The 6,576-nt window shown below is 62.8% G+C and carries 7 protein-coding genes (1 of these 7 cut by a window edge); 4 read left to right on the forward strand and 3 right to left on the reverse strand.

Annotated features, from left to right (window positions below; all coding sequences use genetic code 11):
• The first annotated feature begins 136 nt into the window (after nucleotides 1–136).
• From JQ558_RS35425 to JQ558_RS35435, 3 genes are all read left to right on the forward strand, one after another.
• On the forward strand, nucleotides 137–811 hold the full coding sequence (locus tag JQ558_RS35425) for a GntR family transcriptional regulator (RefSeq protein ID WP_212274598.1): 675 nt from the start codon (nucleotides 137–139) through the stop codon (nucleotides 809–811).
• A gap of 159 nt (nucleotides 812–970) precedes the next feature.
• Nucleotides 971–1,771, forward strand: a complete 801-nt coding sequence (locus tag JQ558_RS35430; RefSeq protein ID WP_212296588.1) for a phytanoyl-CoA dioxygenase family protein — start codon at nucleotides 971–973, stop codon at nucleotides 1,769–1,771.
• Between the two features lie 161 nt (nucleotides 1,772–1,932).
• Nucleotides 1,933–3,252: an NAD(P)H-dependent oxidoreductase gene (locus JQ558_RS35435; RefSeq protein WP_212296589.1), complete on the forward strand. Its 1,320-nt coding sequence runs from the start codon at nucleotides 1,933–1,935 to the stop codon at nucleotides 3,250–3,252.
• Nucleotides 3,253–3,258: 6 nt separating this feature from the next.
• On the opposite strand, the gene JQ558_RS35440 is transcribed toward JQ558_RS35435, so the two are convergent.
• Complete coding sequence (locus tag JQ558_RS35440) at nucleotides 3,259–3,630, reverse strand: VOC family protein (RefSeq protein ID WP_212296590.1); 372 nt, start codon at nucleotides 3,628–3,630, stop codon at nucleotides 3,259–3,261.
• 72 nt (nucleotides 3,631–3,702) lie between these two features.
• A complete protein-coding gene (locus JQ558_RS35445) occupies nucleotides 3,703–4,788 on the reverse strand; it encodes an NAD-dependent epimerase/dehydratase family protein (protein WP_212296591.1) in 1,086 nt (361 codons plus the stop codon).
• A gap of 309 nt (nucleotides 4,789–5,097) precedes the next feature.
• Here JQ558_RS35445 and JQ558_RS35450 point away from each other — a divergent pair, with 309 nt between their 5' ends.
• Complete coding sequence (locus JQ558_RS35450; protein ID WP_212213991.1) at nucleotides 5,098–6,186, forward strand: TRAP transporter substrate-binding protein; 1,089 nt, start codon at nucleotides 5,098–5,100, stop codon at nucleotides 6,184–6,186.
• A 121-nt stretch (nucleotides 6,187–6,307) separates the two neighbouring features.
• On the opposite strand, the gene JQ558_RS35455 is transcribed toward JQ558_RS35450, so the two are convergent.
• On the reverse strand, nucleotides 6,308–6,576 hold the end of the coding sequence (locus tag JQ558_RS35455) for a hypothetical protein (RefSeq protein WP_249142778.1). 271 nt of this gene lie beyond the right edge of the window; the window shows 269 of its 540 coding nt (coding positions 272–540); the start codon falls outside the window, past its right edge; its stop codon occupies nucleotides 6,308–6,310.

The following is a 6,576-nucleotide window of genomic DNA, read 5'->3' on the forward strand; positions in this document are numbered from 1 at the left end:
GGAGACAGTACCGGATACCGGTAGTCCACGCAATCTGCGCGGCTTTCGGCAAGGCCAGCGGCCCTCTTGACCTGGTCACCTGCCGGGAGTATCCATACCGAATACGGAATTCCGTATTCCTCTTTGGACAGCCGGCATGATCCCGTTAGATCCGCTCCCCAACCTGATCGACCAGGTCTATGCCCGGATCCTCGAGGCGATCATCGACCGCACGCTGCCGCCGGGGCAGCGCATCACCCAGAACGAGCTGGCCGAGAAGCTTGGCGTATCGCGCCAGCCGGTTTCCCACGCCCTTCATCTGCTGCACCGTCAGGGCCTAGTGGCCGAGAGCGGCCGCCGCGGCTTTGAGGTCACCGAACTCGACCCGGCGCGTATCCGCCAGCTCTACGAGGTCCGCGGGGCCATCGACGCCCTGGCAGCACGGCTTGCCGCCGGACGCGTGAAGACCGACACGGCCGGACGGGCGGCGCTGGAAGCGGCCTTGGAGGCCGGCCGGACCATCGGCCAAGGCACCCCGCTGGCGCGGCTTATTGCGCTCGACGTCGACTTTCACAGCGCGATCTACCGCCTCGCAGGGAACCCTGCGATCGAGGAAATGATCGCGCCGCAATGGCCGCACATGCGCCGCTCGATGGCCACCGTGCTGGCCGAACTCGATTACCGCGACAGCGCCTGGAGCGAACACGAGGCGATCGCCGTGCAGATTCTGGCCGGCAATGCTGGGGAAGCCGAGGCTGCGGCGTTGGCGCATGCGCAGACGGCAGGACGGATGACGGAGGAAAGACTGAGGGCGACGAGCAAGGCGGCGTAGCAGCAGGGAATCCTCATCCCTGCATAACGCTCCGCCGTTATTGCTGGAGGAGCGGCAAAGACGCGTCTCGAAGGATGGGCCGGCAGCCTCATGGTTCGAGACGCGCGAAGACGCGCTCCTCACCATGAGGGAGAGAAACAAAACAAAGGGAGAGACGACATGAAACTCATGCAAGAGCAGATCGACTATTTCAACCGCGAAGGCTGGCTGTTCCTGCCCGAGCTGTTCAGCCCCGAGGAAGTGGCCTATCTCGCCCGCGAGGCTGTCAGCATCTATGACGCCGACCGGCCCGAGGTGTGGCGCGAGAAGAGCGGTGCGCCGCGCACCGCCTTTGCGGCGCATCTCTACAACGAGGCGTTCGGCGCGCTCGGTGCGCATCCGCGCATGATCGAGCCGGTCGAGCAGGTGTTCGGCGAAAAAGTCTACATGCATCAATACAAGATCAACGCCAAATCCGCCTTCACCGGCGATGTCTGGCAATGGCATCAGGATTACGGCACCTGGAAGCGCGACGACGGCATGCCGCAACCCCGCGCGATGAATATCGCGATCTTCCTCGACGAGGTGATGCCGATCAACGGTCCCCTGATGCTGGTGCCCAAGAGCCAGCACGCCGGCGACTTGCAGGCCTCGCACGATCTCGAGACCACCTCCTATCCGCTGTGGACGCTGGACGAGGCCACGGTGACGAGGCTGGTGAAGGAAGGCGGCATCGTCGCGCCGACCGGCAAGGCCGGCGGCATGCTGATGTTCCACGGCAATCTGGTGCACGGTTCGGCCGGCAACATCACGCCCTACCCGCGCAAGATCGTCTATCTGACGCTGAATGCGGTCTCCAATTACATCCGCACCCCGACGCGGCCGGAATATATCGCCCATCGCGATTTCACGCCGATCCAGACCGTGGACGACGACGCGTTGCTGCGATTGGCGCGAGCCCATCGCCAGGCGGCGGAGTAGGCCACTCTCGTGCCCCGGACGCAGCGCAGCGTGTAACGTTGCGCTGCTGAGCCGGGGCCCATGCTTGAACCGCGCTCGATTATCTCCATGGGTCCCGGCTCTGCGGAGCAGCGTGAAGAACGCTGCACCGCGTCCGGGACACGCCAACTTTCGGATTTGCCATGAATCTCCACCACCTCCTCCAGGCCCGCCATGCCGCCGGCAAACCGGTTCGCGTCGCGCTGATCGGCGCCGGCAAGTTCGGCTCGATGTTCCTGGCACAGGTGCCGCACACGCCGGGACTCGAGGTGCCGCTGATTATCGATCTCGACCGCGACCGCGCGCGCGAGGCGTGCCGTACCGTCGGCTGGGACCAGGAACGGATCGCACGGACCGCCTTCACCGATGACGGCCTGCGCGCGATCGCCGGCGGCGCGATGGATGTCGTGGTGGAAGCGACCGGCAATCCCGCCGTCGGCATCCGGCATGCCCGCGCGGCGATTGCGGCCGGCAAGCATGTCGTAATGGTCAATGTCGAGGCCGATGTGCTGGCAGGTCCGCTGCTGGCGGAGGAAGCCCGCAAGGCCGGCGTGGTCTATTCGCTGGCCTATGGCGATCAGCCGGCGCTCACATCAGAGATGGTGGACTGGGCGCGTGCGACCGGTTTCCGCGTCGTCGCCGCCGGCAAAGGTACAAAATATCTGCCGGCCTATCACGACGTGACGCCGGAAGGCGTCTGGGGTCACTACGGCCTCACCGCGGATGAGGCGCAATCGGCGGGCATGAATCCGCAGATGTTCAACTCGTTTCTCGACGGCACCAAATCCGCGATCGAGATGGCGGCGATCGCCAACGCTTGCCAGCTCGACGTGCCCACCGACGGCCTAAAGTTTCCGCCCTGCGGCGTCGACGACCTGCCGCATGTGATGCGGCCGCGCGACAAAGGCGGCGTGCTCGAGAAATCCGGCGTGGTGGAAGTGGTGTCGTCGCTGGAGCGTGACGGCAGGGCGGTGTTTCGCGATCTGCGCTGGGGCGTCTACGTCGTGCTGGAAGCACCGAACGATTATGCCGCGGACTGTTTCAAGCAGTACGGGCTGAAGACCGACGCATCGGGACGGTTTGCTGCGATGTACAAGCCGTATCACCTGATCGGACTGGAGCTGAACATCTCGATCCTGTCGGCGGCGTTGCGGGGCGAGCCGACCGGACAACCGCACGGTTTTCGCGGCGATGTCGCGGCGGTGGCAAAGCGGAACTTGCGCGCCGGCGAAATGCTCGACGGCGAAGGTGGCTACACGGTATGGGGCAAATTGATGCCGGCAGCCGCCAGCCTCAAAGCCGGCGCGCTGCCGATTGGTCTCGCCCATCGCGTCAAGCTGAAGAACAACGTCGCCCATGGCGCCGTGGTGCGCTGGAGCGACGTCGAGGTCGATGAAGGCAATGACACCATCAAGACGCGGAAGGCGATGGAAGCGAAGTTCGGGGCGGCGGGTAATACGTAGATTGGGTCACGCCTGCTTCCGCCGGCAAACCGCCTCGATGTTGTGGCCGTCGGGATCGAGCACGAACGCGCCGTAGTAATCTTCATGATAATGCGGGCGCAGCCCCGGCTGCCCGTTGTCGCGTCCCCCGGCTGCGAGCGCGGCCTGGTGAAACCGGTCCACGGTTTCCCTGTCCTGGGCCACAAAGGCGACGTGGCTGCCGGTTTGCGACGCGTTTTTCTCGCCGATCCAGAAGAATGCTTTGCGATCGGCTCCATAGCCGGCGGCGGTTGGACCGTCAGCGTACAAGCGCTCGATGCCGAGCGGGCGAAGCGCCTGATCATAGAATTTCCTTGACCGCTCGATATCGCTGACGCCCAGCGAGACGTGATCCAGCATTTTGAGGCTCCAGTGTTTCATTCCGTCAAACTATGATGGCATCTGGCGGGATCAGCGCAGCCCCCGAATTTGCTACGGCAGCAAGCGGCTCGATCGCGCGATGCCAAACCATTTCCGGAACATCACCTCGGTATCCATCATCTCCGTAAAACCGGCCTGGTTGATCTTCACGGTCGAGACGATTGAGGGCGGGCCCGACTGGGTGTGGCCATAGCGCATGCTGTAATCGGCGTACTGGAATGAAAGGCCGACAAATTCTTCAAGGCTGGGCGAAATCAGATTGTGCTTGCGTCGCAGCTCGTCCCACGGCGCGATCCATTTGGGATACTCGCGCGCCAGCGACAGCGCCACGGCATTGCCCAGCTTCATCTCAAGCGCGTCTGCAATCGCCGGCCAGACATTCTCCCAGGTGAAGACATCGCCATTGGTGACGTTGAAGGCTTCGTTGCGCGCGGCGGCCGCCTCGCCGGCCCAGGCGATCGCGCGCGCCAAAAGATCGACGTCGACCGCTTGCGAAACCCGCGCGGCGCCGCCGGGATAATCGAGCGGGCGGCCTTGCTCGCGCAACATGGCGGCATAGACGCCGAGCGGCGGGATCAGGTCCATCGCGCCGCCGATCGTCTCACCGACGATCAGGACCGGCCGCAGAATGCTCCAGTGCCAGGCTTTGCCCTGCTGCAGCTCACGCAGGAAATTCTCCTGCGCCCAGTAGAAATTCGGCTGCTCGTACATTTCCGAGCGGCCCTCGCGCGCCGGCACGGTGAGCGGGCGGACGTGGACGCCATAGGCCTTGGTGCCTTGCAGAAGTGCGACATGCCGAAGCTGCGGCGCGACCGGTTCGAGCGCGGCCATCAGATTGCGCAGCATCAAATCGTTGGTGCGGATCTGATCCTGATCGCGCCAGCCGTCGACCAGATTGGGCGCTTCATAGAGCGCGGCGTAGACAAGGTGGGTGGCGCCCTGCAATTCGGTTGCGGCGCGCCGGCACTGCACGGGATCGGTGAGGTCGATCGGAACGTGCCGGGCTCGATAGAGCTCGCGCGGCCTGCGCCGCGACAGCGCCAGAACGTCGCATCCCCCGGCGGCGCCGAAGTGCCGCAATGCGGCATTTCCCACCAATCCCGTGGCGCCCGCGACCACGACCTTCTTCTCTGCCATTTCCGGCTCCCAGCGGCGATTACCGGCCTTCCTATCAGACGAAGGCCCGTCGCGTCAGTTTACGTCTTAGCCTTTCGTCGTGTGAAGGCGGGCAATTGAGGGGGCGGCCATTGCGTAAACTTATTGCAGCTGTTCGCAGCTGCGGCCGGACCAGAACCCTTGATTATCGACCCCCGATTGGTCATCCTGCCCTACGGGTTTGAAAGGATTGATCTCAATCACCAATCGAACGTCGGCCATCGTCGGACAGAAACGACAAATCAAGATCGTTGTCCCGTGGTCAGTATTAAAAAACAAAAGGGGAAACGAATGAAACGTCGTGATTTTATCAAGGTAGGCGGTGTCGGCCTCGCTGCGACTGCGGTCGCATCACCTGCCATCGCGCAATCCAATCCTGAAATTAAGTGGCGGCTTGCGGCCAGCTGGCCAAAGGCACTCGATACGCTCTACGGCGGCTGCGAATTTTTCTGCAAGCGCGTTGCCGATATCACCGACAACAAATTCCAGATTCAACCGTTCGCCGCCGGCGAAATCGTGCCGGGCCTGCAGGTGCTCGACGCCGTCTCCAACGGCACCGTCGAAATGGGCAACACGGCGCTTTATTACTATTGGGGCAAGAATCCTGCCTTCACCTTCGGCACCTCGCTGCCGTTCGGGCTCAACACGCGCGCGCATATCGCGTGGATGCGGTTCGGCGGTGGCATGGACATGCTGAACGACCTGATGAAGGAATATAAGGTCACCGGCGTTCCGACCGGCAGCACGGGCGCCCAGATGGGCGGCTGGTTCCGGAAGGAAATCAAGTCGATGGAGGATTTCAAGGGCCTGAAATTCCGCGTCGGCGGTTTCGCAGGCACCATCATCGCCAAGGTCGGCGGCGTACCGCAGCAGATCGCGGGCGGCGACATCTATCCGGCGCTCGAAAAGGGCACCATCGACGCGGCCGAGTGGGTCGGTCCCTACGACGACGAAAAGCTCGGCTTCGTCAAGGTCGCGAAGTACTACTATTATCCGGGTTGGTGGGAAGGCACCGGCCAGGGCCACAACATCATGAACACCGAGAAGTTCAACGCCCTGCCGAAGCACTATCAGGCCGCGATCGAAACCGCGTCCTACGACACGTTCAGCTGGGTCACCGGCAAATACGACTACGTCAACGCGGCAGCCTTGAAGCGGCTCCTGGTGGCGGGTGCGATCCTGAAGCCGTTCCCGCAGGAAGTGCTGGAAGCCTGCTACAATGCGGCGAACGAGATCTACGCCGATTTGTCCAAGACAAATCCGCACTTCGCCAAGATGTACAGCAGCCTGACCGCGTTCCGCGCCGAATCGGTGGCGTGGATGCAGGTGGCCGAACTGAGCTACGACAGCTTCATGATGCGGATGCGCACCAAGACCTGAGGCGCTACCGTCAAAACGACAGAAGCCCCGGAGATTTCTCCGGGGCTTTTTGTTGGGCGACTTTCGCGGGAAGAAAACGCGTCAAAACAGGAGCTTTGGCTCAATTAGAACCGGTAATGCTTTAGTCCTCGCTGAGCGCGTCGGCGAGCTTGTCGTAGTGCTTCGTCACCAAGTCGATATTGCCCTTGTGCTCGATCACCGGCTGCGGCGATTTCAGCGCCTCGTTGAGATCGGCAAGCGCCTCCTTCTTGTCCTTGGCCGCCATTTTCTTGTCGGCCTGGACCTGGGCTATTGCTGACTTGAGAACAGCTTCGGCGCCGACATACTTCTTGGTCGCCTGGTCGAACCCGCTCAGCACCAGGGTGATGTTGTCGACGACGATGTTGTAAT

The organism is Bradyrhizobium sp. AUGA SZCCT0160 (genome assembly GCF_018130105.1).
Lineage (GTDB): Bacteria > Pseudomonadota > Alphaproteobacteria > Rhizobiales > Xanthobacteraceae > Bradyrhizobium.

What these genes read in the sequence shown, in the direction of transcription:
- JQ558_RS35425 (WP_212274598.1), top strand. Translation starts at nt 137, where the DNA reads ATGATCCCGTTAGATCCGCTCCCCAACCTGATCGACCAGGTCTATGCC.
- JQ558_RS35430 (WP_212296588.1), top strand. Translation starts at nt 971, where the DNA reads ATGAAACTCATGCAAGAGCAGATCGACTATTTCAACCGCGAAGGCTGG.
- JQ558_RS35435 (WP_212296589.1), top strand. Translation starts at nt 1,933, where the DNA reads ATGAATCTCCACCACCTCCTCCAGGCCCGCCATGCCGCCGGCAAACCG.
- JQ558_RS35440 (WP_212296590.1), bottom strand. Translation starts at nt 3,630, where the DNA reads ATGCTGGATCACGTCTCGCTGGGCGTCAGCGATATCGAGCGGTCAAGG.
- JQ558_RS35445 (WP_212296591.1), bottom strand. Translation starts at nt 4,788, where the DNA reads ATGGCAGAGAAGAAGGTCGTGGTCGCGGGCGCCACGGGATTGGTGGGA.
- JQ558_RS35450 (WP_212213991.1), top strand. Translation starts at nt 5,098, where the DNA reads ATGAAACGTCGTGATTTTATCAAGGTAGGCGGTGTCGGCCTCGCTGCG.